Source organism: Thermocrinis albus DSM 14484 (genome assembly GCF_000025605.1).
In the GTDB taxonomy this organism is placed as follows: Bacteria; Aquificota; Aquificia; order Aquificales; family Aquificaceae; genus Thermocrinis; species Thermocrinis albus.
Genome location: NC_013894.1, coordinates 234,737 through 261,626 on the forward strand (window position 1 = coordinate 234,737; position 26,890 = coordinate 261,626).

Below are 26,890 nucleotides of genomic sequence, written 5' to 3' on the forward strand. Positions count from 1 at the left end.
ATGAACAAAGTAAGACTTCAGGATTTGGCAAAAGAGCTGGGTGTCAAGGTAAAGGAGGTAAAAGAGGTCCTTAAAGAGTGGGGCATAGAGAAAAGTAACTTTTCCTATCTTGACGAAGAGGAGATCCAGATAGTACTGGATCACTTTAAGGGTGGCACCGGTACGGAGTTGGCGGTGGCTACCGCAGTGGCCGTACAGGAGGAAGGCCAAGAAGAGAGGACTGCTGTTACCTCCACGCAGGTGGAGGAGAAGGAAAAGCCTAAAAAACACGAAAGGAAGGAGAAGGTAGAAAAGGTTGAGAAGAAAGAAGAGGAGGAGATAAAGATCCTTCAGATCCCGGAGATAATCACGGTGAGGGAGCTGGCGGAACTTATGAAGATACCACCTAACCAGGTTATGGCCGAACTTCTCAAGAGGGGTATACTGGCCACTATAAACCAGACCATACCACCTGAAGTGGCCCTACAAGTAGCTGAGGCTTTCGGTTTCTTGGCCGAGATAAAAGGGGAAGAGGAGCAGATACAAGAGGAGGAAGAAGAACTTAGGGGAGAGGTAGGTGAGCCGAGGCCTCCCGTTGTGGTAGTTATGGGGCACGTGGACCATGGTAAGACCACCCTGCTGGACACCATACGCAAGACCAACGTGGCAGCAAGAGAGAAGGGTGGCATAACCCAGCACATAGGTGCTTCTGTCGTGCAACTTCCCGACGGGAGGAAGATAACCTTCTTGGACACACCGGGACACGAGGCTTTCACCTCTCTGAGAGCGAGAGGTGCTCAGGTAGGAGATATAGCTGTTCTGGTGGTGGCTGCCGACGACGGAGTTATGCCCCAAACGGTGGAGGCCATAAACCACGCAAAGGCCTTCAACATTCCCATCATAGTGGCTGTCAACAAAATTGATAAACCTGGTGCTGATCCTCAGAAAGTACGTAGGGAGCTCTCTGAGTACGGTCTAATTCCCGAAGAGTGGGGAGGAGACACCATCTTTGTGGATGTTTCTGCCAAAACAGGCCAGAATGTGGACCAGCTGTTGGAATACATACTCCTTCTGGCAGAGATCATGGAGCTGAAGGCAGATCCTCATGTTCCTGCCAGAGGTACCATTCTTGAGTCTAAGCTAGACAAACAGAGGGGTCCAGTGGCTACAGTGCTGGTTCAGGAAGGCACTCTCAGGGTGGGAGATGTGTTTGTAGCGGGTACCACCTACGGAAAAGTGAGGGCTATGCTGGATGACAAAGGCAGGAAGGTACAGGAGGCCGGACCTTCCACTCCTGTGGAAGTCTTAGGTTTTGAGGAACTCCCTATGGCAGGCGATACCTTCAAGGTGGTAAAGGACGAAAAGAAGGCAAGACAGTTGGCAGAGCTCAGAAAGGCTCGTAAAGAACAGATGGAAAAAGTATCCAAAGGTCTTACTTTGGAAGAGGTCTTCAAGAAGATACAGGCAGGTGAACTTACGGAGCTACGCCTCATACTGAAGACGGATACCATAGGTTCTTTAGAGGCCCTTAAGAAAGCCCTCACCGAACTCTCCACCCAGGAGGTGGCGGTGAGGATCATACACGGAGCGGTAGGTGGTATTACAGAAAACGATGTTATGTTGGCGAAAGCCAGCGGAGCCATAGTTATAGGCTTCAACACACGCCCTGATCCCAAGGCACGTGAGGTAGCGGAAAGGGAGAAGGTGGATATAAAACTGTACAGTATCATCTACGAGGCTGTGGAGGATGTTAAGAAGGCTCTCCGTGGTCTTCTCAAACCTATAGAGAAAGAGGTGGTACTTGGCTCTGCGGAGGTGAGAGCCACCTTCAAGATAAAAGGTGTGGGTACTGTAGCTGGTTGCTATGTGCTGGAAGGCAAGCTGGTGCGTAACGCGAGGGCACGGCTTGTGAGGGATGGTGTAGTTATATACGATGGCAAGATAGAGAGCCTCAAACGGTATAAGGAGGATGTACAGGAGGTAGCCAGAGGATTTGAGTGTGGTGTGAAGCTTAAGGACTTTAACGACGTGAAGGTAGGTGATATTATAGAATGCTACGAGGTGAGGTTAGAAGAAAGACAGCTTTAAAAGTCTCGGAGATATATCCTTCCCTCCAGGGAGAAGGTCTACTGGTGGGTACACCCTCAGTGTTCGTAAGGTTACAGGGGTGTAATCTGCGTTGTCCTTGGTGTGATCAGCCTGAGTCCCTTCATCCCGGTGGAGGAGCTTTGATGTCGGTGGAGGATGTTATAGGAAAGGTGAGAGAGTACCCACATCGCCATGTGGTCATCACGGGCGGGGAACCTTTCACTCAAAGTTTTCTAACTCTCTTGGTGGAGGAACTTCTGAAGGAAGGCTTTAGCGTTCAGATAGAGACCAACGGTACACTGTGGCAGAAGGGGATGGATACACTGGCATCCCACATTCACATAACTCTGTCTCCCAAAGGGGTGGCCAGTTGGTTTGTCCATCCTAAAGTACTTCTGTATGCTCGTGAGTTAAAGTGGGTGGTGGATCACCTTTTGACACTGGACATCATTCTCATGCCCTCCTTCAGAAGGTTCCTGGAGGAAGAGAGGGTAGTACTACAACCGGAAGGCAACAAAGAGATATTTTTACAGAAGGCTCTCTCCTTACAGGAAGAGCTTCTATCTCTCGGCTACAGGGTTAGGGTTTTGCCTCAGCTTCATAAGCTTCTTGGACTGAAGTAACCTTCTGGGAGGAGGGGAAGAAGTATTCCACAATCGCCCCATAGATGGCTTTTGCCATCTTTTCCTGAAAATCCTCCTGGGTCATAAGTCTTGCTTCGGTAGGGTTGGTTATAAAGCCCACCTCCACCAACACTGATGGTATTCCAGGTGTCTTGAGAACCGCAAAACCTGCCCTCTGAACACCCTTAAACTCCACATTTCTTCCTAACTCTGTGTTTATAGCTTTTGCCAGTTTCTGAGCAAAGGCCACACTTTCGTAAAGGGTAACGTCCATGGCTAGATCAGCCAGGACCTTTCTGGCACTTATGGGAAGGTCCGCAACCCCCAGAGCCAACTTCGCGTAAGAGTCGTTTCTCACTATCTGTTCTTTCTTCTTCTGTGCAGCCTCTGAAGATATAGCAAATATGTAAGTTCCTCTGGCATGTTCTGAAACACCTTTGGGAGAAGCGTTGGCGTGGATACTTACCAAAAGGTCCGCTCTGTTACGTAGAGCTATGTGAGCCCTCTCCTGTAGGGTGACGAAGGTATCGTCCTTACGAGTCATCACCACCCGGAAACGTCCATCCTCTGCAAGCAGTTTAGCCAACTTTTTGGCTATCGCCAAGTTTACATCCTTCTCCTTGATACCATCCACTCCTATAGCTCCGGGATCATGACCTCCGTGTCCCGGATCGATCACCACTGTCTTAAGTTGGGATATCACTCTTGTTTTTACCCGCTCACTGATGACGCGTTCCTTTTTCTGGTGCTCGTGGGTATATCCCAACACCTTTAGAACCGTAGGGTCCAGTATGGCGATGAGAGAATCATCATCAGCTTTCTCCTTCTCTGAGGGAGCGTATATATCCAACACTATACGGAAGGGATCCTCCAAAGAGAAGGCCTTGACAGTGCCGTAATTTCTTTCCAACACCAAGCGCGTACCCCACTGATGTTTCCCCACACGGGTAGCTATACCCTGAGGTAGTTTTACGCTTACTCCTATGATGTCCACCACTATCCTTTTGGGATTCTCCAGAAGAAGTACCCTGTAATCAACTCGCTCACCCAACACAAGGACTATCCTCTCTTTGTCGGGGTATAATGCCCTTCTGAAGCCCACTTCTATAGAGGCTTCTCCCCTTGCCCAGCATACTCCCAACAGTAGAGAAAACAGTGTTAGTAAACTAAAAGTTGCCAAACTCCTCCGGAACACTTATCTCCTCCTTTACTTCCTCTCTGCGGGTAGCCCACGGAGGTTTAGGAAACCTTACCATGAGAGGTGTAGGTATGTCGGGTTGATGCAGTATCATACTACCCTTCTTAAGGAGAAGAGCTCTCTGCCGGAAGTTACCCATCAAAAACTCGTACTCTTTACTTAGAACCTCGCTACTGTCCAGTCTACCTACCACCTTTATGGCAGAGTTGGCCAGGACCCTTTTCTCTATCTCGCTGGCAGTCTGCTGGGCACCTATCAGTATAACACCCAAGCTCCTACCCCTCTCCGCTATGTCCAGTATAACATCCTTTATGGGACTCCATCCGTCCCTTGGCGCATATTTATTAAGCTCGTCCAAAACTACAAACACCTTAGGCTCGGGTGTGGATCTGCTTTCTTTCTCCTCAAAGAGTCTCTTGAGGACCGCACCCACTACGAACATCTGGGCTATGTGATGGAGGCCACTTATGTCAATGACACTCACCTTGGAGGACTCCCAGTCTATGGGACTAGATACCGTTCCCCTTACGAACCGCCCTATGTGCATGCTGGCTCTTGAAAAACGCCTTAGGAAAGCTCTGGCCGTCTGTAAAGAGGAATCACCGAACCATTCTCTGTAAATATCTTTGTTGCCCTTCTCAGATTCCTCTATGGCTTCTTTGAGAAGCTCCTCCAGTTTCTGGAGGGAGTCTATTTCTCTACCGTAAGAATCCGTAAGAACACCTAAACTTTTGGACCTTTGGGCCCGAATGTGAAGTTGGGTAGCTATCTTCTCCACCACATAAGGGACTTGAGATTTACCTTCCTCTTCCTCTGCAAACATGAAGCGGATAAGACCGTTTTCGGCAAAATCCAGCATACTCCAGTAGAAAGGTGTTACCCTATCATCGTAGCGTTCACAGTCAGGTTTGTAGGGATCGTTTTTGTGGGGAGGAACATAGAACCTCACGTCTGAGAAAGGTTCAGGCTCGAATCCCATCTTTCTGAGGGCATCTTCGTCTTCCGGTGATAGGTTCTTGTTCCTCTTATCTATCCACAGCAGGTCTTTACCTTTCACGTTAAAGATAATACCGTGCTTTCTTATATCACTTCCCTTCTTGAGAACAGAGTAGAGAAGAAAGAGGGCATAAGAGGTCTTGGTAGCAACACCTGACATACCCGATATACTCACATGAGCTCCTTCAACACCGTTTAAAAAGTGATAGTTGAGGTACACTATCTGTCCATTACGCGTAAGCCCAGCGGGTATGCGTACCTTCATCTGGTCATAGTAGAGGGCTCTCTCCAGTTCTTCGCCTTCTGCCAGATAAACGGGATCACCTGGCTGTGGGGGTACAAAGAACTCGGGTTCTACACGCGTCACACTCACCTTGGCCACGTAAGCCACGTTGGCAGGACAAGCTCCCTCCCGAAAAAGTCTGTCCTCGTAAACCATGCTGGGTCCTTCCAAAAACTTCTGCACTTCCTGTATAATCCCGTAGAACTTAACCTCTTTATCACCAAGATCTGTTACCGCGTACACCACTTGGTCCAACTCTATGACTCTTCCCTCGTCCACCCCTATCCAGAACTCCAGAGGTGAGATAGGTCTTGTCCCCAGTACCAGTCCTATCTGCATAGTATTAAAGTATACTCTCCAAAATGCTACGACCACCCTGCGACAGTATTTTCTCGGCCAGTTCTCTCCCCAAAAGTTGTGCTTTTTCTACATTTCCCTCTACGTAAGCCTCCACAAAATTCTCTCCCTCTAAGTCTGAAAGAAAACCCTTCATAAAGAGCCTGCTTCCATCAAGCCACGCTATGGCACCCATAGGTACCTGACAACCTCCCTCCATAACCTCCAAAAAGGCCCTCTCTGCCTCCACCCTTATTCTACTCTCCCTATGATCCAGTAGAGAGATCACTTCCCTTATCTTCTCGTCATCCTCTCTTATCTCTACAGCCATACTCCCTTGCCCTACCGCCGGTATGAAATCTTCCAAAATCTGAACTATTCTGTTCTCCCACCCCATGCGTCTTATCCCTGCGTAGGCCAGCACTATGGCATCGTACTGCCCCTCGTCCAGTTTTCTTATACGAGTGTCCACGTTCCCCCTCAGATCTTTTATCACCAGATCTCTCCTCATCCTCTTTATCTGTACCTTCCTTCTGAGTGAGGATGTCCCTACCACGGCGCCGGTAGGTAGGTTCTCCAGCCTCTGACCATCCCTTGAGATAAGAACATCGTAGGGCAGTTCCCTCTCCGTTATAGCACCCAGTGTGAGGCCATCGGGCAGTTTGGTGGGCACATCCTTCAGAGAGTGAACAGCCACATCTATATCTCCTCTTAGAAGAGCCTCTTCTATCTCTTTAACGAAGAGTCCCTTTCCACCTATCTTGGCCAAAGGTGCGTCGGTAATCTTATCTCCCGTGGTGGTAATGGGAACAAGCTCTACAGTGTGTCCCATATCCTCCAGTTTTCTCTTAACGTAGTTGGCCTGCCATAGAGCCAGTTGGCTCCTTCTCGTACCTATCCTTATGTGCATCTCTATAATTTTAAGGGTGTTGGGAGTAGATATAGTGAGCAACAGAAGAATAAAGGAAGCTGTAGAGAAGTTCGGAGAGCGCTTTCTGAGGAGAGTGTACACGCAGAGGGAGATAGAGTACTGTTTCTCCCAGAGGGATCCCTACCCTTGTCTGGCAGCACGGTGGGCTTGTAAGGAAGCCGTCATGAAGGCGGTGTATGCAGAGTTAAAGACTATGTTGACGTGGAAGGATATAGAGGTGAACGGTGTAAGGTTTCATCCACCTGACGTAAAGATACTGCGCCAGGACCTTCGGGAAAGGCTCAAACTCTACAAACTGGTGGTATCTATATCTCATGAAAGGGATTATTCGGTAGCTGTGGCTCAGTTAATGAGGGTAGGGGCCACATGTGATTAAGGGGGCCGTGCCCTTTCCCTAAGGAGGGAGCTGTACTTATGGCTCGTAGAAGATAACTTACACCCATCCTCACCGCTTTTTCCAAAGGCAGACCCTTTGCTAAAAAGGCAGTGATGGCAGCGGAAAGGGTACATCCTGTACCGTGCGTGTTTTTAGTGGTCACCTTTTCGTGTTGGATGTATTCAAAACTCTTGCCGTCATAGAAAACATCCGTAACCTTATCACCCTCCATATGTCCTCCCTTCAGGAGAACAGCCTTACAGCCGTACTCCATGAGTCTAAGACAGGCCTTCTCCATATCTTCCACACTCCTTATTCTCATACCTGTAAGATCTTCCGCCTCTGGTATGTTGGGTGTGATGAGGGTAGCTAGAGGGATGAGATGTTCCACAAGAGCCTCTACCGCCTCAGGTTTTAGAAGAGGATCTCCCGACTTGGCCCTCATCACAGGATCCACTACCAAGTTGTTGAGTTTTAACTCTTTTACCGCCTTGGCAACAGCCTCCACTGTCTGTTGACTGTAGAGCATACCCGTCTTGAGGGCATCCACTCCTATATCCTCAGCCACCACCTTTATCTGCTGATATACCACCTCTGGTGGGATTTCCACAACACCAAAGACTCCCACAGTGTTTTGGACAGTCACACAAGTAATGGCCGTCATACCATACACACCCAATACGGTAAAAGTCTTCAGATCAGCTTGTATACCCGCACCTCCACCACTGTCAGAGCCGGCTATAGTTAAAGCCCGTGGCAACATCAGAAAAACACACCCAAAACGAAGTGTAGCTTGGTTCGGGAGGTGTCCCCCGGAACCTTTTTGGTCTTAAAGGCCAGGTCCAGTTTAATGGGTGCAAAGGGTGTTATGAACCTTACACCTACACCAAAACCACCCCTGAGATTCTGGGTCTTCAACTCTTTCCAGTCATTGAAACCAAGACCTGTGTCATAAAAGACAGCTCCGTAGAGGACATTTTTGTAGATAGGATAGTTGGCCTCAAAGGATAAAATGAGTTCTTTCTTTGCTCCCACAGGTTCGTGGACATTAGGATCCAGTGGACCCGCATATCCGTACTTGTAACCCCTTATGGTAAAGTCCCCACCTACAAAGAAGCGCTCGTCCAGAGGTACAGTCTTTCCTCCGTATGGCTCCACAACACCCAGCACTCCCTTAAAGCTGAATATAAGACCTGTGTCCAGCCACGTGTCCTTTATAAACCGCTGGTGAGACAGCACCACCTTGTTGAACCTCTCCGTACCGCCCAGTACAGGTACAGCCACCGAGTAACTAATATCGGTGATGGAACCTTTAGTGGGAAAGAGGTAGTTGTCTCTGGTGTCTCTTGTTATACCCAAGAAGAGTTTTCTGGACTGTCTTGTTCCTTCTTCCTGACGCAGAACCACAGAGGCAGAAGGTGATATGTTAGAGTAGCGTACCCTCTGTATGCTGGTGCCTACCGTAAAGCGCCAATATTCCTTTATCTCTCTGGAAAGAGAAAGGTCAAGACCTGTACGGCTGACCGTGTAGGTGGTATAGTCTATCCTTCTGTCATACACAGATCCCGTTAAGTCTATAGGTTTGTTGAGGAACCACTTGCGTGTGTAGGAGAAAGAGTTATCCTTATAATGGCTGCCGTAAGACACCGATATACCCGCAATATCACCTGTTCCCAAAAAGTTACCCTTGCGCAAGGCCACAAAACCCGACACTTTAGTGATCTGGTTGTATCCTAAACCTACCGAGAACTGACCGGTAAACCTCTCTCTCACCTTTGCCACAAAGTCCCACTTGTTTCTGTCAGCAGGAAAAGGTTCTATATCTACATCCTGATAGTAACCGAGGTTAAAGATCCTGGTTCTGGACCTATCTATCTCCTTTTGGTTGACGAGATCTCCTTCCTGAAACCTCAGCTCTCTTCTTATGACGTAGTCCCTCGTCTCATAGTTACCCCTTACTTCTATTCTATCGGCATACACAGGTTCGCCCTCCTCTATACGCATCAGAACACTGACCTCTTTCTTCTCGGGATCTACCTGAGGCTCCTCTTGAACGTTCACCATGAGAAATCCCAGTTGGGAGTACTTGTCCTTTATGTTCTGTATTATCTTCTGGATAACTTCTTCCCTGAAGTAACCACCTTTATTCTTCTTCAGTGTGTTTCCCACAAGCTCTGTGGTACTAAAGTAAGTGTTCCCTTCCAGTTTCAGCTCCTTAAGTTTGTAACGTGGCCCTTCCTTCACCTTTATGGTGATGCTGTACCTGTTGCCTTCCTTTTTGATACTGTAACTCACGTCCGCTTCCAGAAAGCCCTCTGATTTGTAAAACTCCTTTATTTTTTGTACGTCATCTTTAAGGATCTCCTCACTGAAAGGAGGACGAAAACGGAAAGCCAGTAAGCTGGGTTCCTTTGTCTCCATAAGATCTTTTAGTCTACCGCTTCTGAAACTCTTGTTACCCTCAAAAGTAATACTTCCTACGTACTCAGGCTCACCCTCTTTGATGATGTAGACCAGTTTAGAAGCACCTTTCTTAGGGACAAGCTGGTAATAAACCTCCACGTTAGGATAACCTTCGCGAGCGTACGCCTGTATTATGCGCCTTTTAATAATCTCCATCTCCTCTTTACTGAGAACGCGCCCCAGCGTGAGTCTTCTTTGGATCTCTACCTTTTCCTCCACAGCGGGTGAGGAGGTATAACCTTTGGTTAACTCCTCTATGTTTATCTTACCTACCTCAGTCTCTATACCTATCTTTTTCTCCAGGTCTTCGGACTTTATCTTTTTGTTACCTACGAACTCTATCCTGTATATGACAGGAAGATCCTCTACTCTGTAGTAGAGATTTATCTTGTCGCCCACCTTCTCACCGTAAACCTCTACCTTATCGAAGAACCCTGTTCTGTAGAGCCTCCTTATGTCCTCTCTCACCAGATCCGGTGTATAGGTAACACCTTCCCTCGCTCTTATTATGGAGAGGATGAGTTCATCAGGAACATAACGATTACCGCTCACCTCCACACGGCCTATCACCTGTGAAAAGGCAAACCATACGGATATTAGGATTAGGCTAAAGGATCTCCACACTTCTTTCTCCCCTCAATACCTCACCTATTATAAATGCATCGGGTAAGGTTTCAGTTACTTTATCCAAATGATCTTTGTCTACCACCAAGATGAAACCTACACCCATGTTGAAGACTCTAAACATCTCCTCCTCTTCTATCTCACCCAGTTTCTTTATCCAAGAGAAAGGGAACCTCTCACCTATAACGGATCTATCTACACGCGCCTTTATGCCCTCAGGTAACACCCTTATCAAATTACCAGGGATGCCTCCCCCCGTTACGTGCACCATAGCCTTTGGCATCAGCTTTGCGGTCCGTAGTTTCTTTATGTCTTCCCAGTATATGCGAGTAGGTTCTAAAAGCACCTCTGCCACAGTTTTGCCCCACTCTTGTAGATAGTGATGATAGTCCACCTTCTTCACCTCAAGAACCTTTCTGATGAGAGAGTAACCGTTACTGTGAAAACCGGAGGATGGAATTGCTAAAAGGAGATCACCCTCTCTTATGGAGCTTCCTGTTATAAGCTCATCTTCCTCACAGATACCAACACAAAAGCCCACAAGATCGTACACACCGAGCGGATAAAAGTCCGGCATCTGAGCGGTTTCACCCCCCACAAGGGGAACCTCGGCCCTCCTGCAACCTTCCAGTATACCCTCCATGACAGACCTAAGCACCTCTTCAGTTACATCTCCAAAAGCTATGTAATCCAGGAAAGCTATGGGAATAGCACCTGAGGTTATAACATCGTTGACATTCATGGCAACAAGATCTATACCCACCGTGCTGTGTATACCTACCTTTTGAGCCACTAAAAGCTTTGTTCCCACACCGTCGGTGGACATCATCACCACCGGCCTCTTCATGGGAGGAATTTTCACACCACTGGCAAAGCTCCCCAGCAACTTTACCTCAAAGGGCATACTGCTGACCCTTTCCTTTATGAAGTTCACGAACCTCTGAGCTTTCTCCTCATCCACACCTGCCTGTTTGTAAGTTAACTTACCCATGGAAATAAAACTCCTCCAGTACCGTGTATATTGGACCTACAGAAGTAAGACTGCTCTTAACGAGAGCTATGCTCTCTATGGTATCCTCTCCAAAAAAAGTGTTCTGGTGTTGGCGGAGGAAGTTCTTTAACCACCTCTTATCGTACTCCTTTATACGACACACAGTCACGTGGGGATAGAACGGCTTACCATCTGTCTTTATGCCCACACGCCTTGTGGCGTTGATAACGTCCCTTGCCAGGTTCTTAAGCTGGTTATGACCCTCCGCTACACCTATCCACAACACCCTTGCCCTTTCAACATCAGGGAAAACACCCAAAGACCTATACTTTACCTTCACCGGTTTTTGCTTTTGAACCACTTCCTGAAGAGCCTTCACTATATCCAAAAGTTTACTTTCCTCCACCTCACCTATAAACTGATAGGTAATGTGGTAGTTTTGAGGTTCCACCCACTTACCTTTTATGTGACGTTCAGCTTTCTCCTTTATCAACTCCACCTGCTCCTGAATCCTTTTAGTGGTGAAGGACCCAACAAAAACTCTTACCATAGACATGAGTATTATCTTACAGTTACTTTCCTAATGCAAGGGGTCAAGAAGAACCTTGTCATAATCCTCCTTTTGGTATATAATATCCACCAAGACGGAGGGTCCACATAGGACCCTTGTTATCTTGGCAACTGAATAGAGGGTTGGTATTTCTTTGCAAGAGTGACTTTTAGGCATCTAGACATTTTTTAGTATTGATGTCTTGATGCAGAAATTTCTAATGCTTGAGAGAGTAAGCTCAGAGAGGGGTACTTTTGGATGCTCTCCGAGACACCTGGAGTTTCCGAAAATAAACTTCATTTTGCGAAGGGTACCCCCTCTCTAAAGTTGTTGATTTTGTAGGATAAGATTAATATGATGAGTTGGGGTTTCTAATGTACCGTGTGGAGTTGAAAGTTTACTAAATGGGCACTCTGCACAATACTGTGCAGGGGTTTCTAATGTACCGTGTGGAGTTGAAAGAGCTGTCAGGTCTTGTATAAAGGTATTCACGCATTTTTGTTTCTAATGTACCGTGTGGAGTTGAAAGGTGATGTTTTTACTTGCAAGGTTTATCGTGTGTGGCGTGTTTCTAATGTACCGTGTGGAGTTGAAAGTTTCTTTATCGTAAGGATACTTATTGACAAACTTAAGCACGTTTCTAATGTACCGTGTGGAGTTGAAAGCTTCCGTCCTTGCATTATAAATTGCAACTTTGAACCTGTTTCTAATGTACCGTGTGGAGTTGAAAGTGATCTTGGATACAATCATGAGAACGCTGTAATACTGTTTCTAATGTACCGTGTGGAGTTGAAAGTCAACTGTTAACTCATCAATAAAGATAGGTTCTGTACTACCATCGTTTCTAATGTACCGTGTGGAGTTGAAAGAATCTGAAAGCTTCACACCTACCACCGTAGTAGCTCGTTTCTAATGTACCGTGTGGAGTTGAAAGTATACTTGGTGAAACTTCCACCACCAGCTTCAAAGCTAGTTTCTAATGTACCGTGTGGAGTTGAAAGCCTAAAAAGAAGGTGGGAATACGTTCAGGAAGGTGCTTCGTTTCTAATGTACCGTGTGGAGTTGAAAGTGAAAATGTACTGCGTGGTTCTTGGAATCCTTCTGGAGGTTTCTAATGTACCGTGTGGAGTTGAAAGAACTGTGCAACAAATTGCGTTGCTTTTTCTTGCGATAGTTTCTAATGTACCGTGTGGAGTTGAAAGAAGGTCTTGACTTCTACGTCCTCACCGCCCACTCCCACCGGTTTCTAATGTACCGTGTGGAGTTGAAAGGATAAAGGTGGAGAGAATGTTTAACCTGCTGTCTATGTCGGTTTCTAATGTACCGTGTGGAGTTGAAAGGTGGATGTTGCAATTGAGGTGGGTAGAAGGTTTGTAGTTTCTAATGTACCGTGTGGAGTTGAAAGCGCTTACGCATGGCTAATGCGAATTTGTCCGCTTACGCGTTTCTAATGTACCGTGTGGAGTTGAAAGTCAGGTGCGGTTGTACTGTCTGGTGAATTGGATGGTGTGGTTTCTAATGTACCGTGTGGAGTTGAAAGGTTGAAAGGTTGGCATCTATAAGAGTAAATGCTTCTTTTCTTATGGTTTCTAATGTACCGTGTGGAGTTGAAAGGTAAAAGCGTTAAGGCTACTATTCTTGCCATAGTCCGTTTCTAATGTACCGTGTGGAGTTGAAAGTGAAGGAAAAACTTCTGAGCCACTTTCTAAGAAGCATGTTTCTAATGTACCGTGTGGAGTTGAAAGGAGGGAGCAAAGATGAGGAAGTTGATGGTAGCTATCTTGTTTCTAATGTACCGTGTGGAGTTGAAAGTTCACAGTGAGCATTCCTAAGGAGAGACAGGACAGGAGTTTCTAATGTACCGTGTGGAGTTGAAAGGAAGGTGTGGTAAATGAAGTCTGTCCAGCGTTGAAGAGTTTCTAATGTACCGTGTGGAGTTGAAAGGATAGAACATTAGAGGATAGGATCAACAGAATGGTGAGTTTCTAATGTACCGTGTGGAGTTGAAAGGTGATCTTTCCACCCAAGAGCTTTAAGAACATCAATCCTGTTTCTAATGTACCGTGTGGAGTTGAAAGGTAGAGAGCTACGAGGAGCTTCTCAATGCAGTGGTAAGTTTCTAATGTACCGTGTGGAGTTGAAAGTACAGTGAATTCATAAAGATTTTGTAAAAGTACGCATAGTTTCTAATGTACCGTGTGGAGTTGAAAGCAAGACCCTACCATTTTAGCAAAGAAGGGCTCTCTCTTGAGTAATGGTTTCTAATGTACCGTGTGGAGTTGAAAGAGTAATAGAACCGAGAAATCAAGGAAGGATAAAAGCTTGTTTCTAATGTACCGTGTGGAGTTGAAAGTTCTGAACATCCAGAGCTTGCCAAACATCAAAACGATGTTTCTAATGTACCGTGTGGAGTTGAAAGCATTAACAGAACCAACGAGATAACCCGCCAGACTCTGTTTCTAATGTACCGTGTGGAGTTGAAAGGATAGAACATTAGAGGATAGGATCAACAGAATGGTGAGTTTCTAATGTACCGTGTGGAGTTGAAAGGATTATAAAAAATCCTCTTCAACTCCTTGCGCAAAAGTTTCTAATGTACCGTGTGGAGTTGAAAGAAAAGAAAGGGTTAAACTTAATACTCATGGCAGGTGTAGGGTTTCTAATGTACCGTGTGGAGTTGAAAGTTGATTGTTCTACATGATGGTCCATCAGTCTTCACCTGTTTCTAATGTACCGTGTGGAGTTGAAAGCTACTATCGCGTCTACTTTTGCAGATACTTCGCAAGATGCTTGTTTCTAATGTACCGTGTGGAGTTGAAAGTTTGAGTTACAGAGAAAATCAGAACTTGCAAGAGCTATGTTTCTAATGTACCGTGTGGAGTTGAAAGATCTGGTTAAAAGATCATGTGCTTCTTGTTCTGTGATATTTCTAATGTACCGTGTGGAGTTGAAAGCAAAGGCTCTGTGGAAGTCTTCCATCCGCTCCCAATTGTTTCTAATGTACCGTGTGGAGTTGAAAGCTACCTAAACGGTGCGGTTTCGTGCCGTGCCGCGCTTTTTGTTTCTAATGTACCGTGTGGAGTTGAAAGAGCTTGTCAAGGCTTGGCAAAACTACGGTAGGAGGTGCGGTTTCTAATGTACCGTGTGGAGTTGAAAGGTGTACTCAATTGGTAGTCTCCTGAATACATTCACTGCAAATGGTTTCTAATGTACCGTGTGGAGTTGAAAGGATATAGAGAAAGTATGATCTAAATCATAATCAACCGTTTCTAATGTACCGTGTGGAGTTGAAAGATATGGTTCTTACGGTGTTGGTGTTGCTATACAGACATTGTTTCTAATGTACCGTGTGGAGTTGAAAGGTATCTGTTTTCTGTATAGCTCTACTATGTTCTCTGCTGGTTTCTAATGTACCGTGTGGAGTTGAAAGTCTTCAGTAACAAACAAGCTATCAGTGTCAACATATGTTTCTAATGTACCGTGTGGAGTTGAAAGGTTTGTTATCTGCACCTTCCCTACCGCCTGCCCATTAAGGTTTCTAATGTACCGTGTGGAGTTGAAAGTCATGTGGCTCGCTCCCGACTTAAGAGGCTTACAAAGGTGTTTCTAATGTACCGTGTGGAGTTGAAAGAGCAACAAATCCGCACACCAGACCAAACACTACAAATGTTTCTAATGTACCGTGTGGAGTTGAAAGAGCAAGTAAATCATGTGCTTCTTGTTCTGTGATGTCGTTTCTAATGTACCGTGTGGAGTTGAAAGGATCTACTTAGGCAATGCTTTCTCACTATCCATGCTACGTTTCTAATGTACCGTGTGGAGTTGAAAGGATCCTAAGATACTCCAAAACATCCTCGCAAAAGCAGTGAGTTTCTAATGTACCGTGTGGAGTTGAAAGAAAGAGCATCAGAGACAGATATGTGAAGAAGTTTGTGTTTCTAATGTACCGTGTGAAGTTGAAAGCAGAGCACACTCCGTCAAAGCACAGGAAACTTCCCTGAGTTTCTAATGTACCGTGTGGAGTTGAAAGGTGGGACCCTACAGGTGGAACTTCTTCAGGATGGGAGTTTCTAATGTACCGTGTGGAGTTGAAAGCACCGTACCGTTAGGTTAGGAGGAGGAAGGATGGGAGGTTTCTAATGTACCGTGTGGAGTTGAAAAGAGAAATAGAAAACGTGGAGGTTTAAGTCCCTCCATCTGCTTTTGTTGGTACATCACCAAACTTTCCTACCCTGCTAACCATAACACTACTTACAAACACAACACCTGAATGCTTATTAAGGAAAGGAGTAATACCTTCAAGCACAGCTTCAACAAGATTCTCTGGCATTACTGAAATGACCATTACAAGAGTGTCCTCTTCATTAAACAGAAGGTGGCCTTCGTGAAAACCGTGACTTCCTTTTCCAGACAGGTTATGTATTATGGTGTAGCCAGTGGCACCAGCTCTGTCCAATAGATCCAAAACAAAGTCTAAGTCCTCACCTCTAACGATTATTTCCACCTTCTTCATCTCATAGAGTTTTACACTTTTCATGCTTTCACCTCCTCTTTTTTGAAGTATTCAACCCAAACACCTTCTAAGTACCTATAAAAGATTTCCTTCTCCGGATCAAAGATAAGGAGATTTATCCAGCCGTTTTGCATAAGATCCCTTATCTTTCTTATTTTGTTGATGGCATTCCTTGCTAACTCAAAGGGGGCTTCTACGATGAGGGTGTATCTTATGGGTATGTGGAAAGGTTTACCCTCTTTTAGTACTGTTTGGGCAGGTAAACCTGTTCTCAAGTCACTGTAATTACCTGTCATTACGCCTATCCTTCCCACCACGTTATGGTAGACCTTGCTTCCACTACCGTAGACTTCGTTGTCCACTGTGGAGAAGTAGTATTCCGAATTTATCCACTGACCTACTACCGCAGGACCTGCGAGTATATTTTCCAGCAGAAACCCTTTTTTATCAACACGGTAGTCGTAAGAGTGTAAGAACACTCTACCGTCTAAATTGGCCAGTTTTGTTATGCTTCTCCTCCCTATGATGAAGGCGTAGTTTCCAGAAAGACCCCATTCGGGTCTGACCTCTGACCAATCGTAAGCCTTCTTGTACACATCCTGAGTGTTCTTTGTATCCAAAGTTTTAGCTCTTTCCTGAAGGGTAAGGTCCTTAGCTACTTGAAGGTCTTGGATTATTTTGTCAATCAGCGGAATGTATTCTGCAGGTAAAAACTCAAGATCATAGAGGAATACTTCATCTGTAGTAGTGTTATGAACTCCTGGTATGAATACTGTATATGGCGGTATCTCCAATCCGTACCTTTGAGCCATTATCTGCCTTACCACGTGATCATTGGCCATAATGCAGAATATCCTTGCGTTATAGATGCCAGAAGCACCACCACAAGCGCCACAGTCTAAAGCAGACTCATAGGGGTTGTTTTCGGACCTACTTTCGTGCCCTAGCACCAACACTATTGGGGCGAACTCTTTGGTTAAACCTATGCTTTTAAGAGCTGTGGATATAAGGAAGGCCTGCTCTTCCTTTGTGAAACCTACACTTTTTAACCTTTCTCTGAAAAGTTCTACATAACCACGCTCCACTTTGTATTTCTCTCTCAAAAGTTCAACTACTTCCTTAAGGTTTTCGGAAAGAGTGTTTCCACCATTCAAGCAGGCTTCGTACACCTGATTCACCATCTCATCGTTGATAGTTTGCATTCCAAAGCGTTCTCGTAATACGGTTCTTATGAGGGTAGAATAGTAGGATTGTATTATCTGCTGTATTTCTTCATCAGAAAGCTTGTTCACTATCAGGGACGTTTTTGTGTAATCTTTAAAAGCTAAATCCTTAAACCTAAGATACTTCTCCGGCAGAAAGGTCTTTCCCAAGAAATCAAAGCCAAAGGCAAATCCCAACATTTCTACCGCCACAAAGGGTGCCAATACGTGATCTTTCACGCTATGGAAGATATGACTTGCTACTCTTTCCTTTTCTACTCCTCTTTTGTTGTAGGGTACTTCAAAAACCACATTCCTGGGAGTTACTATTACGGGACAAAGGAACTCTTCGTGTCCCTTTTGCAGATTCACCATAGCAACAGGCACACCGAAGAAACCGGCTATACCGTAAGTTTGATATCTACCTAAGCTTTCGAGATGTCTCCTGAAACGCTCGGAGCGTACATCTATACAGAAAAACGCCTGAGCTAGTGGTCTTTCTTGTGTCTCCTCTTGGGGTGCTCTTATGAGCTTTACAAGCTTATCTATGTGTGTATCCTCAAGAGCTCTGAGGTATATGTATCCCTCCTCTTCTTTGAACTTTTCGTATACTTTCATGAGCTCAAGAAGGTGATCTGCGGTGAGACTGTTTATGTCTATACCTACTTTTCTCGTCCAGTTGGTTAAAAACAGGTAGTAGCTCAAGGCTAAAATTTCTGCCTTTGCTCTTACATATTCCTCTACTTTTTCGTGAGGCTTTTTGAGGTAATCCTTCATACGGTCCCAAAGCTGTGGTGGGCACCTTTTGGTGCCAAGTTCGTACAAAAGATAAGCTCTGGCACGCTCTTTGTTTAAAAACTCCTCTAACGCTCTGTAGGTGGGTTCAAAAGGAAGACCCTTTTTGTGGGCATCTATTACCGCCTTTGCTATCAAAAGTCTTATGGCTGTGTAATCTACCATGTCAACAGGGTGAACTTTTTGCCAGTAATAGAACTTGTTGTGAGAGCGCCACTTTATAAAACCTGCTATACCTTTCAGGCGTGCAAGTTCAAGACTTATGTATCCTTCCCAAAGGGCTTGGGGTAGTTCAAAAGACGTCAGCACATACTCTATAGCAGGTTCAGGCTCTTGGAAAGCCTCTACCATATCTTTTAGGCTCTTTCCTGCCCATAAGAAAAATCTTAGATTCCTTTTGGCTAACTCTCTCCAAGCCTTGTAAAAACCAGCACCTCTGCCAGGCATATCTATAGTAGACTGTCCCTCGTCCAGGAAATCAAAAGCTGTCTTTATGGTAAGTTCATCTATGGTTTGAGAAAGGTTTTTACCTGTCAAAAGTTCTATAATGTCCTGTAGAGTATGCTTCAGACCTATGGAAAGTAAAATATCTCTGCAAACTTGAGCAGGGTCTTCTGTAAAGTGTTCCATAAGGGCGTTTAGAATTTTCTCGTCAACTTTCCCTTTGTACAGATCATTTAAAGCAGGCTCTTTTATGTTATCGACAAAAAGAGTAAAAAGTAGTTCTTCGTAAGGAAGCTCCAGTTTGAGCTCCATAGAAGAAAGAAATTTTCTTATACCCTCCCTTAGAAATTCATCCTTCATGTAGCCTTTGGAGTAGAGGTACCTGTAGTCTTCTCTTCTAAGATAACCTCTGCCACCAAACAAAAGCTCACCCTCTTTGAGGGCATCCTTAAAGGGTTTGTCTTCCAATCCTCTTAGGGGATTGCGGGTTATGAAAGTCCTCATAGGCCAGAAGTAAGCTATGGGTTCAGCGGCCATATTTACAAGGGACCTTATGTATAGCTTTCTTCCTTTCTCCATAGGGTTACCTCCGTAGAATGTCTGCATAACGTATATCGTCTCGTGGTTTTCCGTGTAATAATCTCCATACAGAAAGCGCCACCGCCACACCTAGCGTAAACCATCCCATCACCAGAAGGATTATTTGCAAGGTGTTTGATCTTAGGAGAGCTTCAAAGAAGGAGTAAAAACTGGGCATAACAGGTGTTAAGCAAGCTTGCAAAGATACAATTACCAGTAAAAGAGAATAAATGGGCATCTTTTCCATCAATCCACCGGCGTAATAAAAACTGTCCGTTTGTAGCACCTTTTTGATATAAACACCAAGAAGATAGAGAAGAAGAGAAGGTAAAAGTAGTAAGACAAAATGATCATCTCCAGATATCCAGGTGATGCTAAGTAGCGCTGGATACAGTTCTGAAACGCTTTCTTTGAAGTTTTCACTCAATGTGGCTCTTACCGAATGAAAGATTAGCGTAAGGGCTGCAAGATAATGAAGGGGCTCATAAGCAGGTAGATGTGTCAACTTAAGGGTTATAAAACCCAGTAGGGCTATTGTGGGATAGGAGTATATCCAGAACCTCTTTATAAGGTAGGAGGTTATCAGGCTTATGGGGAACAGAGGAATAAAGAGTGAGAGTAAAAACACTTTCAGGAGAAAACTGCCTGAGGATCCTCCCTGATAAAAGAAGCCGTAAACGGGCACGACAGAGGAAGAAGTTATTGACAAAACACGCGCCAACCTTAAAAAGAGCTTTCCCGTGAGTTTATAAAGATCCGGAAAGTAAAGTTCCCTAGAAAGGTGGGCGTAAAGGCTCAGATGCAGTTTCAGGGGTTTTTCTTCGTTGGCAAAGTATATAAGCACCCATCCTGCCAAGACAAGGATGAGGCTTAAGATCATACTGAGAAAGAAAAGAGGAGCATTAGAAAAGGCTCTCCTGTAGATTTCTTCCTGAAGGCCTTCGTAAGTAAATACAAAGACCTGAAGGATGTGGGACATAAAAGTGTATACACTCAAAAGAAGGAAGAGAGAGAAACCTCCTAAGAAAATGGTAAGCAAAGGTTTTTCTTTACCCATTTTGAAAAGGTTAAAAAGTATCTGAGCGGATGTGACCCAACCAAAGAAGAGAAGGATAAGGGGAGCTTTGTACCTAAAGACATCTTGCTCAAAGAAAAGGTGTGTAACCAAAACTAATACAAAAGGTACTATCAAAGTGACAGCGCCGTAAAAGACAGTTGGTATTTCTTTAAAGGACATTTCCCTTTTAACCAAAGCGTCGTAGACTTCGTCTCTTGGTATGTTGGTGTCCCTTCTAGCTTCGTGTATAACACCTCCTGAGGAAAGGAATAGAGTAGCCTTGAATATGCCGTGAGCCATCATGTGGTAGAGGGCGAGGGCAAAAGCACCTACACCTATCTCCATCATCATATAACCCATCTGACCTACGGTGGAGTATCCTAATGCCTTTTTCACATCGTTCTGCATAAGCATGAGAGTAGAGCCTACTATCGCAGTTATTAAGCCTATTAAGAAGGAAAGACTAAGTCCGTAAAGGTCGTGAGGAAACATAAAGGCAAACCTGTTTGCTATAAAAGCACCTGCGTTGACTATTCCCGCGTGCATGAGAGCAGAAACAGGAGTGGGACCTTCCATACTGTAAACGAGCCACACGTGAAAAGGTATCTGAGCAGATTTTATTATGCCACTTAGTATTACCAAAAGGGTTACTATCCATAAAGTATCTGAAGGTCCCGTAGTGATCATCTGGGCCAATTTGCTTATTTCAAAGGTGCCATACTGTTGGTAAAGCAAAAGGATAGCTACTAAAAGTGGAACATCCGCAATTCTATGAGTAAAGAGGGCGGTTCTTCCTGACTGAACTGCTTGCTCTCTTCTGTTATTGAAAGTCAGTAAAAAGTAAAGAATTACACCCATTAAGTGCCACGAAGCAAAGAGGATGATTAGGTGATTAGAAAGCACAAGCAGTAATAAATTCCAAGTCATCAGATCCAGGAGAAGGAAGTATCTTTTAAAGCCTTGTTCGTCTTTCATGTAATTTTCTGAATATTTATGAATCACTGTACTCACAAGAAGTATGTAGGAAGCTAAAAGGGTTCCCAGTCCGTCAAATCTAAGGAAGAGCAAGGAACTTTCTTTGTTAGTAAATATGAGCACGTATAGACTAAGCAAAAAGGCCATACCCGTGAAAAGGGTGCTTACCTTTGCGTAGGTCCTCTTTTCTGTAAATAGTGAGGTTATCATGGATAGTAAAGGGATAATCACAATGGCTACCTCAGGAAACATATCGCCCTCCTGCAAAGGTATTCCTCTAGGCTTACAAAAATTATACTAAGCATCAAAGGACTGTCAAGGATAACGAGAGGCTTTGTTTAAATCCCCATCTTCTTCAGCTTTTCTAAAACTTCCACCATTCCTTCGGAGGCAGGCTTTCTTACTGTGATATGGGCTAATGAGGAGATGGGTGTGGGTTCCGGGTTTACTTCTATGACGGTGGCTCCTCTTTGGGCAGCAAGGTAGGGAAGGTGTGCTGCCGGATACACCACGCCTGAGGTACCAACCACCACCATAACATCACAACTCTGGGACCAATCTATGGCGGTCCTTAGGGCATCCTCGGGAAGGGCTTCTCCGAACCACACCACATTGGGCCTGACAAGACCTTTACACCTACGACAGTGGGGTGGTATTTCCGGTAATGGCACTCTCCTGTCTTCGTAGAGATCTCCGCAGGAAAGACATCTCACCATCCATATGTTGCCATGAAGCTCCACTACCTTCCGAGAACCAGCTTTCTGATGTAGACCATCTACGTTTTGGGTTATGAGGATAAAGTCCTTAAAGAGCTCCTCCATCTGAGCTATAATCAGGTGGGCTTTGTTGGGTTCTGCTTTGGCTATGATGCTTCTTCTCCAGTCATACCACTCCCATACCAGCTTTGGGTTCTCTTGGAAAGCTTGAGGTGTTGCCAACTTAGAAGGGTCAAACCCTCTCCAAAGGCCGGAAGGCCCACGAAAGGTGGGAACTCCACTCTCCGCTGACACACCTGCTCCGGTAAGGATCACTACACGCATGCTACCACGCTGGCCAGACTTTCCACTATGTAGTCTACTTCCCTATCGGTGAGATAAGGATGGACGGGGATGGAGAAAAGCTCTCTCTTGAAACGTTCCGCTCTAGGAAGTGGTAAATGTTCCGCTTTTCTAAGCTCACTGAGCAGGTAAGGGTAATAAACACGGGCGTCTATCTCCCTCTCTTTTAGAACTTCTATTATCTTGTCTCTCATGGGATGGCGAAGGGTGTAGAGGTGAAAGACATGATAAGCTCCCTCCCTTTCAGAAGGATGTATCAGATGGCCGTTGATGTCAAGGGCTGAGGCGTACTTTCTGGCTATCTCTCTTCTTCTCCTGTTTCTTTCATCGAGATGCTTAAGCTGGACTGTTCCTATGGCTGCCTGAAACTCCGTTATTCTTACGTTAAAGGCTGGGTGATCTCCAAAGTCAATCCACTTTCTTACTTCTCTTGCCAGATTGGAGTCGTTGGTTACTACAGCACCTCCCTCACCCATGGGCACGTTCTTAGAGGCGTAAAAACTGAAAGCGGCTATGTGGCCCCATGCCCCTGCCTTCTTACCTTTGAAGGAAGCACCATGAGCCTGAGCGGCATCTTCCAGAACATAAAAACCATACTTCTCCGAAAGAAACATAATGCTTTCCATATCTGCCATCTGGCCATATAGATGTACCGGTATGACCACCTTGGGTCTGTACTTTTTGACGGCATCCTCCAGCTGTTGAACATCCATAGTGTAGTAATCGTCCACGTCCACCACTACCGGGATTCCTCCTGCAAGATAAACGGCATCTATGGTGGCCATAAAGCTCAGGGCAGGTACCACAACTCTCTGGCCTTCCACTCCTATAGCTTTGAGGGCTATAAAGAGGGCTACCGTACCGGAACACACAGTAAAGACGTACTCCACACCCAGATAATGGGCAAATTCCTCTTGAAACCTCTTGGTGAACTCACCACGGGTTATCTGCTGACTTTCCAATACCCGGAGAATGGCTTCCTTCTCTTCTTCCGAAAATCTAGGTTCTATAATGCGTATCATCCCACATCTATTTTAAACTGCAGAGGGACAGATATCTCTAAGAACACATTTATGGTGTTGGGGGTTTTTGGCGGTACATACGTACCTTCCCAACAGTATGAGGAGATTAGAGAGCTTACCCCAATCCTCTTTGGGAGTTATCTGCATAAGATCCTTCTCTATCTTTTGGGGATCTGTGTGGGACGTGAGCCCGAGCCTCTGGCTTACGCGTGCCACATGGGTATCCACCGCTATCCCTTCGTTGATGCCGTAAGCGTTGTAAAGAATCATAGATGCAGACTTCCTGCCTATGCCTGGGAGGGCCACCAACTCATCTATGGTCTTTGGCACCTCCCCTCCATACTTCTCTACCAGTATCCTGCTGGCTTCTTTCAGAAACTTGGCTTTGTTTCTGTAGTAGTTGACGGATCTTATGTACTCTTCTATCTCCTCCAAAGGTGCTTCTGCTAGATCCTTAGGTGTGGGAAATCTCTCAAAGAGTTTTGGGGTTATCTGGTTCACCTTAGCGTCTGTAGTCTGAGCTGAGAGTATAACCGCTACCAGAAGCTGGAATGGGTTTGAAAAGTTAAGTTCCAACTTGTTGGGAAACACCTTCTCCAGTCTTTCTATTATTTCCTTGACATGGCTCATAGTACCGTACTCCACAGGATATATTTTAAAAGGATAAAAGGAGGAGTTTTCTATGGCGGTTAAAGATATAATGGATGCTCTCAGAAAGGAGCATGTGGATAACACCCCACTATCCGAGTTGGTGAAAGACATAAAACTGGTGGGAAGCACCTTAGAAATAGTTTTTCGTTTGCCTCAGAAACACTTGGAGGAAGAGATAAGAAGGAAGACGGTACAAGCCTTGGAATCGGTACCTGATGTGGAAAAGGTGAACGTGAGGTTCGTGGAGGGGCCACCCGCTCAGTTCTTACAGGCACCAGTCTTTCAGCGTAGAAAAGTGCAAGGGGTTAAGCATCTCATAGCGGTAGGTAGTGGTAAAGGTGGTGTGGGTAAGTCCACCGTGGCTGTGAACTTGGCGCTGGCTCTGTCACGTTTGGGGGCCAGAACGGGTCTTTTGGATGCGGACATATACGGTCCCAGTGTACCTACCATGTTGGGTCTGAAGGGTCAGAGGGTTTACGTAAACGATCAGAACAAGATAATACCTCTGGAGAAGTTTGGCCTGAAGACCCTCTCCATAGGTTTCCTCCTTCCTTCGGAGGACACACCCGTCATATGGCGTGGTCCTATGCTTATGAAGGCCCTCACCCAGTTCCTCTTTGATGTGGAGTGGGGAGAACTGGACGTTCTTGTACTGGATCTTCCACCCGGCACAGGTGACGTACAGCTTACGCTGGCTCAGAACGTGGATATGTCGGGTGCCATCATCGTTACCACACCCCAGGACGTGGCTCTGGCAGACGTAAGGAAGGCCACTTCCATGTTCAAAGAGGTAGGCATTCCCGTACTGGGAGTCATAGAAAACATGGCCTACTTTGTGTGCCCTGAATCCGGTAAGAAGTACTACATATTCGGTAAAGGGAAGGTTCTGGAGTTCGCTCAGGCTTACGGTCTTAAAATACTGGGGTCCATACCCATAGATCCTCAGGTGGCGGAAGGTTCCGATCTGGGACTTCCCATAGTGGAAGCGTATCCCCATTCAGAGGTGGCTCAGGCTTTCTTAGGCATAGCCAGGTTAGTTTTGGAAGAACTAAATAGGAGGTAGTAGCATGTTTTTGCAGAAGGCAGGTAAAAGAGTCGTTTATCTGGATCACATAGCCACCACGCCGGTGGCTCAGGAAGTTATAGAGGCTATGTTACCCTACTTTAGGGAACGCTTTGGAAACCCCACATCTCTTCACAGCTTTGGACAGGTGGCCAAGAAGGCTATCAACGAAGCGAGGGAGAAGATAGCCTCCCTCATAAAAGCAGGATCTCCTGAAGAGATCATCTTCACCTCCGGTGGTATAGAGGCCAACAACTTAGCCATAAAAGGTATATCCAAAGCTTACGAGAAAAGGGGAAGGCACATAGTATCCACCGAGATAGAACACCACTCCATACTACATCCTCTGAAGACGTTAGAGCGTGAAGGTTGGGAAGTCACCTACCTTAAACCCGACAAGTATGGTCTTATTGACCCTGATCAGGTAAGGGAGGCGGTAAGAGAAGACACGGTGCTGGTAAGTATAGGACACTCCAACAGGGAGATAGGAACCATTCAAAACATAAAGGAGCTGGTGAAAGCTGCTAAAGAGAAGAACCCCCGTGTCATATTCCACACGGACGCGTGTCCTACTCTCGGACATTACCCGGTGGATCTTCAGGAATGGGGCGTGGACGCAGCTTCCTTTACCGCTCACCTTATGTACGGTCCCAAAGGTGTGGGAGCTCTATGGACCAGAAAGGGTGTTAAGATAAGACCCTTGATAGAGGGGGGAACTCAGGAGAGGGGTGTGAGGGCAGGTACAGAAAACGTGCCGGGTATAGTGGGTTTTGGTGCCGCGGCAGAGCTCACCATGAAGGAACTGGATGACAGAATGAAGCGCCTTTCTTACTACAGAGACAAACTAAAAAAGGCTTTGGAAGAAAAACTGGACTACATCGAGTTTACAGGACACCCCACCCAGCGACTGCCCCACCATCTTTCTCTTATCGTGCATCTCATAGAAGGTGAGGCCATGCTGCTGAGACTGGATCTCATGGGTATAGAAACCGCTTCGGGTTCAGCCTGCGTATCTTTGGCCCTCAAACAGTCACACGTTCTCTTTGCCATAGGTGTTCCCAAAGAGGTAGCCAACGGATCTTTGGTGTTCAGCTTCGGTAGAGACAACACGGAGGAAGACGTAGACTATGTGATAGAGGAGTTTCCCAAAACGGTGAAACTCTTGAGGGAGCTCTCACCCTTCACACCGGAAAACTGGGAGCAGTACGTTAAGGGCAAAAAAGGTTAAGATGGCGTTAGGCAGAGTTCACGAGGTGGTTAACCTTCTGGCTCTGCCGGCCTTTCTTTACTTCATCCCTAAGGAGCATTACCTAACCTTCGTGGCTGGTTACCTCATAGGAACCTTTTTACTATCCCCGGACCTGGACTTGAAAGTATCAAAACCCACCAAAAGGTGGGGCCCCTTCCGTTATCTGTGGAGACCCTACCAGAAAAAGTCCAGACACAGGGGCCTGTCCCACGTTCCCTTCTTCGGTACCTTCCTAAGGCTATCCTATATAACCGCCGTCCTACTCTTTATTAGCTGGCTTTTGGGCTTTCGGGAGCCTTTCCGTATACTGTCAGAGGCCAGTCTGTGGGAGGGCAGCTTTTACTTCCTGATAGGGATCCTTTTATCGGAGATAATGCATCTTATCATGGATGTTCTAAGATGATGAAGGATCTGTCTCATCTGATAAAGGACTCAAGGCCGGACCTAAGAGAGCACCTGGTAAAGTACCTTCTTAGCATCATCAACATAGAAGTAACATCACTACCACCCGATTCTTGGGAAAAAACTCTACAGACGTGGAAGAAGATTCTCCTCTTGGCGGACCAACTTAGACAGACAGAACCCTCTAAAAGGCAAGAGCTTTACGGAAAATGGAAGATGGACGGAATGATGGTAAGCTTACTGGAAAACTTGATAGATACCATAAACAGGGCAAGGCAGGAAGGTCTTCTGAAAGAGAAGGAGAGAGCCTACCATCTACTAAGGCTTGCTGCTCAGTATGCTTTAGAGAGAGAGGATCTCCTTCGGGCAGAGGGCATAAGCCACCAACTTTTGGACTTGATTCTAAAAACTTGAAAATGAAACTCAACGGTAGTATATTATA

21 protein-coding genes and 1 CRISPR repeat array are annotated in these 26,890 nt (G+C 45.7%); of the genes, 7 read left to right on the forward strand and 14 right to left on the reverse strand.

Annotation, left to right across the window (positions count from 1 at the left end; translation table 11 throughout):
* Together infB and THAL_RS01195 are read left to right on the forward strand one after the other, a co-directional pair.
* On the forward strand, positions 1–2,067 hold the full coding sequence (infB, locus tag THAL_RS01190) for a translation initiation factor IF-2 (RefSeq protein ID WP_012991283.1): 2,067 nt from the start codon (positions 1–3) through the stop codon (positions 2,065–2,067).
* Positions 2,031–2,690 (forward strand): 7-carboxy-7-deazaguanine synthase QueE, encoded by a 660-nt coding sequence (locus THAL_RS01195; protein ID WP_012991284.1) that lies wholly within the window; start codon positions 2,031–2,033, stop codon positions 2,688–2,690. Before infB ends, THAL_RS01195 begins: the two co-directional genes overlap by 37 nt.
* Here the strand turns inward: THAL_RS01195 and THAL_RS01200 are convergent.
* From THAL_RS01200 to hemC, 3 genes are read right to left on the reverse strand one after another with little or no spacing between them, the layout of a single operon-like run.
* Entirely contained in the window at positions 2,647–3,885 is a 1,239-nt protein-coding gene (locus THAL_RS01200; RefSeq protein WP_012991285.1) for an N-acetylmuramoyl-L-alanine amidase, read from the reverse strand. The two genes, THAL_RS01195 and THAL_RS01200, sit on opposite strands and share 44 nt — an antisense overlap.
* The gene (locus THAL_RS01205) at positions 3,857–5,506 is read right to left on the reverse strand and encodes an ATP-binding protein (protein WP_012991286.1); all 1,650 of its coding nucleotides are present in this window, start codon (positions 5,504–5,506) and stop codon (positions 3,857–3,859) included. The genes THAL_RS01200 and THAL_RS01205 overlap by 29 nt, the downstream gene beginning before the upstream one ends.
* 4 nt (positions 5,507–5,510) lie before the next feature.
* Positions 5,511–6,413 (reverse strand): hydroxymethylbilane synthase, encoded by a 903-nt coding sequence (hemC, locus tag THAL_RS01210; RefSeq protein ID WP_012991287.1) that lies wholly within the window; start codon positions 6,411–6,413, stop codon positions 5,511–5,513.
* A gap of 16 nt (positions 6,414–6,429) precedes the next feature.
* On the opposite strand from hemC, the gene acpS reads away from it, so the two are divergent.
* Positions 6,430–6,810, forward strand: a complete 381-nt coding sequence (gene acpS / locus THAL_RS01215; RefSeq protein ID WP_012991288.1) for a holo-ACP synthase — start codon at positions 6,430–6,432, stop codon at positions 6,808–6,810.
* Here the strand turns inward: acpS and thiD are convergent.
* The 11 genes from thiD to nth all read right to left on the reverse strand — a co-directional run bounded on the left by thiD (position 6,740) and on the right by nth (position 23,713).
* The gene (thiD, locus tag THAL_RS01220; RefSeq protein WP_012991289.1) at positions 6,740–7,573 is read right to left on the reverse strand and encodes a bifunctional hydroxymethylpyrimidine kinase/phosphomethylpyrimidine kinase; all 834 of its coding nucleotides are present in this window, start codon (positions 7,571–7,573) and stop codon (positions 6,740–6,742) included. The two genes, acpS and thiD, sit on opposite strands and share 71 nt — an antisense overlap.
* A complete protein-coding gene (gene bamA, locus THAL_RS01225; RefSeq protein ID WP_245522244.1) occupies positions 7,573–9,831 on the reverse strand; it encodes an outer membrane protein assembly factor BamA in 2,259 nt (752 codons plus the stop codon). The genes thiD and bamA overlap by 1 nt, the downstream gene beginning before the upstream one ends.
* Before the next feature lie 49 nt (positions 9,832–9,880).
* Entirely contained in the window at positions 9,881–10,888 is a 1,008-nt protein-coding gene (gene purM / locus THAL_RS01230; RefSeq protein ID WP_012991291.1) for a phosphoribosylformylglycinamidine cyclo-ligase, read from the reverse strand.
* Positions 10,881–11,438 carry an RNA 2',3'-cyclic phosphodiesterase gene (thpR, locus tag THAL_RS01235; protein ID WP_012991292.1) on the reverse strand — a complete coding sequence of 186 codons (558 nt, stop codon included), beginning with the start codon at positions 11,436–11,438 and terminating at the stop codon, positions 10,881–10,883. Before thpR ends, purM begins: the two co-directional genes overlap by 8 nt.
* Positions 11,439–11,468: 30 nt before the next feature.
* On the reverse strand, positions 11,469–11,615 hold the full coding sequence (locus tag THAL_RS08400; protein ID WP_012991293.1) for a hypothetical protein: 147 nt from the start codon (positions 11,613–11,615) through the stop codon (positions 11,469–11,471).
* Positions 11,616–11,805: 190 nt separating this feature from the next.
* Positions 11,806–15,599: a CRISPR direct-repeat array (repeat unit 29 nt; unit sequence GTTTCTAATGTACCGTGTGGAGTTGAAAG).
* A gap of 22 nt (positions 15,600–15,621) precedes the next feature.
* Positions 15,622–15,975 carry a DUF190 domain-containing protein gene (locus THAL_RS01240; protein WP_012991294.1) on the reverse strand — a complete coding sequence of 118 codons (354 nt, stop codon included), beginning with the start codon at positions 15,973–15,975 and terminating at the stop codon, positions 15,622–15,624.
* Positions 15,972–18,971 (reverse strand): DUF2309 domain-containing protein, encoded by a 3,000-nt coding sequence (locus THAL_RS01245; RefSeq protein ID WP_012991295.1) that lies wholly within the window; start codon positions 18,969–18,971, stop codon positions 15,972–15,974. The genes THAL_RS01240 and THAL_RS01245 overlap by 4 nt, the downstream gene beginning before the upstream one ends.
* A 4-nt stretch (positions 18,972–18,975) precedes the next feature.
* Complete coding sequence (locus tag THAL_RS01250) at positions 18,976–21,255, reverse strand: proton-conducting transporter transmembrane domain-containing protein (RefSeq protein ID WP_012991296.1); 2,280 nt, start codon at positions 21,253–21,255, stop codon at positions 18,976–18,978.
* Between the two features lie 86 nt (positions 21,256–21,341).
* A complete protein-coding gene (locus THAL_RS01255) occupies positions 21,342–22,043 on the reverse strand; it encodes an SIR2 family NAD-dependent protein deacylase (protein ID WP_012991297.1) in 702 nt (233 codons plus the stop codon).
* On the reverse strand, positions 22,034–23,083 hold the full coding sequence (locus THAL_RS01260) for a DegT/DnrJ/EryC1/StrS family aminotransferase (RefSeq protein WP_012991298.1): 1,050 nt from the start codon (positions 23,081–23,083) through the stop codon (positions 22,034–22,036). Before THAL_RS01260 ends, THAL_RS01255 begins: the two co-directional genes overlap by 10 nt.
* A 12-nt stretch (positions 23,084–23,095) precedes the next feature.
* Positions 23,096–23,713 carry an endonuclease III gene (nth, locus tag THAL_RS01265; protein WP_012991299.1) on the reverse strand — a complete coding sequence of 206 codons (618 nt, stop codon included), beginning with the start codon at positions 23,711–23,713 and terminating at the stop codon, positions 23,096–23,098.
* A gap of 52 nt (positions 23,714–23,765) precedes the next feature.
* Between nth and THAL_RS01270 the strand changes: the two genes are divergently transcribed.
* The 4 genes from THAL_RS01270 to THAL_RS01285 are packed head-to-tail and all read left to right on the forward strand — an operon-like array spanning position 23,766 to position 26,862.
* Positions 23,766–24,797 (forward strand): Mrp/NBP35 family ATP-binding protein, encoded by a 1,032-nt coding sequence (locus tag THAL_RS01270; protein ID WP_012991300.1) that lies wholly within the window; start codon positions 23,766–23,768, stop codon positions 24,795–24,797.
* 4 nt (positions 24,798–24,801) lie between these two features.
* Entirely contained in the window at positions 24,802–26,025 is a 1,224-nt protein-coding gene (locus THAL_RS01275; protein ID WP_012991301.1) for a cysteine desulfurase family protein, read from the forward strand.
* A gap of 1 nt (position 26,026) precedes the next feature.
* Entirely contained in the window at positions 26,027–26,449 is a 423-nt protein-coding gene (locus THAL_RS01280; protein ID WP_012991302.1) for a DUF2227 family putative metal-binding protein, read from the forward strand.
* Positions 26,446–26,862, forward strand: coding sequence for a hypothetical protein (locus THAL_RS01285; RefSeq protein ID WP_012991303.1), 417 nt, complete (start codon positions 26,446–26,448; stop codon positions 26,860–26,862). Before THAL_RS01280 ends, THAL_RS01285 begins: the two co-directional genes overlap by 4 nt.
* Positions 26,863–26,890 lie beyond the last annotated feature (28 nt).

What these genes read in the sequence shown, in the direction of transcription:
- infB (WP_012991283.1), top strand. Translation starts at nt 1, where the DNA reads ATGAACAAAGTAAGACTTCAGGATTTGGCAAAAGAGCTGGGTGTCAAG.
- THAL_RS01195 (WP_012991284.1), top strand. Translation starts at nt 2,031, where the DNA reads ATGCTACGAGGTGAGGTTAGAAGAAAGACAGCTTTAAAAGTCTCGGAG.
- THAL_RS01205 (WP_012991286.1), bottom strand. Translation starts at nt 5,506, where the DNA reads ATGCAGATAGGACTGGTACTGGGGACAAGACCTATCTCACCTCTGGAG.
- hemC (WP_012991287.1), bottom strand. Translation starts at nt 6,413, where the DNA reads ATGCACATAAGGATAGGTACGAGAAGGAGCCAACTGGCTCTATGGCAG.
- thiD (WP_012991289.1), bottom strand. Translation starts at nt 7,573, where the DNA reads ATGTTGCCACGGGCTTTAACTATAGCCGGCTCTGACAGTGGTGGAGGT.
- purM (WP_012991291.1), bottom strand. Translation starts at nt 10,888, where the DNA reads ATGGGTAAGTTAACTTACAAACAGGCAGGTGTGGATGAGGAGAAAGCT.
- thpR (WP_012991292.1), bottom strand. Translation starts at nt 11,438, where the DNA reads ATGGTAAGAGTTTTTGTTGGGTCCTTCACCACTAAAAGGATTCAGGAG.
- THAL_RS08400 (WP_012991293.1), bottom strand. Translation starts at nt 11,615, where the DNA reads ATGCCTAAAAGTCACTCTTGCAAAGAAATACCAACCCTCTATTCAGTT.
- THAL_RS01240 (WP_012991294.1), bottom strand. Translation starts at nt 15,975, where the DNA reads ATGAAAAGTGTAAAACTCTATGAGATGAAGAAGGTGGAAATAATCGTT.
- THAL_RS01245 (WP_012991295.1), bottom strand. Translation starts at nt 18,971, where the DNA reads ATGGAGAAAGGAAGAAAGCTATACATAAGGTCCCTTGTAAATATGGCC.
- THAL_RS01250 (WP_012991296.1), bottom strand. Translation starts at nt 21,255, where the DNA reads ATGTTTCCTGAGGTAGCCATTGTGATTATCCCTTTACTATCCATGATA.
- THAL_RS01255 (WP_012991297.1), bottom strand. Translation starts at nt 22,043, where the DNA reads ATGCGTGTAGTGATCCTTACCGGAGCAGGTGTGTCAGCGGAGAGTGGA.
- THAL_RS01260 (WP_012991298.1), bottom strand. Translation starts at nt 23,083, where the DNA reads ATGATACGCATTATAGAACCTAGATTTTCGGAAGAAGAGAAGGAAGCC.
- nth (WP_012991299.1), bottom strand. Translation starts at nt 23,713, where the DNA reads ATGAGCCATGTCAAGGAAATAATAGAAAGACTGGAGAAGGTGTTTCCC.
- THAL_RS01270 (WP_012991300.1), top strand. Translation starts at nt 23,766, where the DNA reads ATGGCGGTTAAAGATATAATGGATGCTCTCAGAAAGGAGCATGTGGAT.
- THAL_RS01275 (WP_012991301.1), top strand. Translation starts at nt 24,802, where the DNA reads ATGTTTTTGCAGAAGGCAGGTAAAAGAGTCGTTTATCTGGATCACATA.
- THAL_RS01280 (WP_012991302.1), top strand. Translation starts at nt 26,027, where the DNA reads ATGGCGTTAGGCAGAGTTCACGAGGTGGTTAACCTTCTGGCTCTGCCG.
- THAL_RS01285 (WP_012991303.1), top strand. Translation starts at nt 26,446, where the DNA reads ATGATGAAGGATCTGTCTCATCTGATAAAGGACTCAAGGCCGGACCTA.